This window comes from Wenzhouxiangella sp. YN9 (genome assembly GCF_056324165.1).
Window position 1 is genome coordinate 1 of sequence record NZ_JBJNIP010000104.1, and the last position, 1,387, is coordinate 1,387.

Below are 1,387 nucleotides of genomic sequence, written 5' to 3' on the forward strand. Positions count from 1 at the left end.
GCGCGGTGTCTACGCCGGCGCGGTCGGCCACCTGGACTGGCACGGCAACGCGGACCTGGCCATCGCCATCCGCACCGCCATCGTCAAGGACCACACCCTGCACCTGCAGGCCGGCGCCGGCATCGTGGCCGACTCCGATCCGCAGGCCGAGTGGGAAGAAACTCTGAACAAGGGCCGTGCGCTGATCCGAGCGGTGGCCGAGGCCGGCGGAGGACTGCACCGATGAAGGTGCTGATGATCGACAACTACGACTCGTTTACCTACAACCTGGTGCAGTATCTGGGCGAGCTGGGGGTGGATGTTCACACCGTGCGCAACGACGCCATCGACATTGCCGGCATCCGCCAGGTGAACCCTGATCGCATCGTGCTCTCGCCGGGGCCGGGCACGCCCGATGATGCCGGCGTGTGCCTGGAGGTGGTGCACGAGCTGGCCGGGGTCTATCCCATCCTGGGTGTTTGTCTGGGCCATCAGGCCATCGGCCAGGCCTTTGGCGGCGAGGTGGTGCGCGCAAGAGAAATCATGCACGGCAAGGTCTCGGACATGCATCATGCGGGCCAGGGCGTGTTTGCCGGGTTGAGCAATCCATTCGAAGCTACCCGCTACCACTCGCTGGTTGTGGCGCGCGCGAGCCTGCCCGACTGCCTGATCGAGACTGCCTGGACCGTCCGGGACGGCGACGGCCCTGAAAAGCGCGACGAGATCATGGGTTTCAGGCACAAAGACCTGCCCGTCGAGGGCGTGCAGTTCCACCCTGAATCAATTCTCACGCAGCACGGCCACGACCTGCTCAAGAACTTTCTGAGTACCAACCAATGACCAACGACAACATTCTTGAACAGATACTGAGCGCCAAGGCCGATGAAATCGAGCGCCGCCGCTCCGATCGACCGCTCGACGAACTCAAGGCGATTGTCAGCGACATGCCGCCTGCGCGTGACTTTGCCGGCGAGCTGAGAACCCGCGCGGCCGCCAGCAAGGATGCTGTCATCGCCGAAATCAAGCGCGCCTCGCCGTCTGCCGGCATCATCCGCCAGGACTTCGACCCCGAAGCCATCGCAAAAAGCTACGAGGCCGGCGGCGCCACCTGCCTGTCGGTGCTCACCGACGAAGGCTTCTTTGGCGGCCAGAACGCTTTTCTGGTCGAGGCGCGTAAAGTCAGTCGCCTGCCGGTCTTGAGAAAGGACTTCATCATCGACCCCTGGCAGGTCGTCGAAACCCGCGCGATTGGATCCGATGCCCTGCTGCTGATCGTTGCCGCGCTGACCGACGACCAGCTCGCCGAACTGGCCGAACTGGGCAAGGAGCTGGGCCTGGCGGTACTGGTGGAGGTGCACGACGAGGAAGAAATGGAGCGGGCGCTGAAAGTGCCCGGGGATCTGGTGGG

The 1,387-nt window shown here is 64.2% G+C and carries 3 protein-coding genes; all 3 read left to right on the forward strand.

The features are described 5' to 3' along the window. Positions 1 to 226 (forward strand): chorismate-binding protein (locus tag ACEWQ0_RS09815; RefSeq protein WP_476485239.1); only part of this gene is annotated, 226 nt, incomplete at its 5' end. Beyond that, entirely contained in the window at positions 223 to 819 is a 597-nt protein-coding gene (locus ACEWQ0_RS09820) for an anthranilate synthase component II (protein ID WP_476485240.1), read from the forward strand. The genes ACEWQ0_RS09815 and ACEWQ0_RS09820, both read left to right, overlap by 4 nt. Beyond that, positions 816 to 1,387: indole-3-glycerol phosphate synthase TrpC (locus ACEWQ0_RS09825; RefSeq protein ID WP_476485241.1), on the forward strand; the 572-nt coding region annotated here is incomplete at its 3' end. The genes ACEWQ0_RS09820 and ACEWQ0_RS09825, both read left to right, overlap by 4 nt.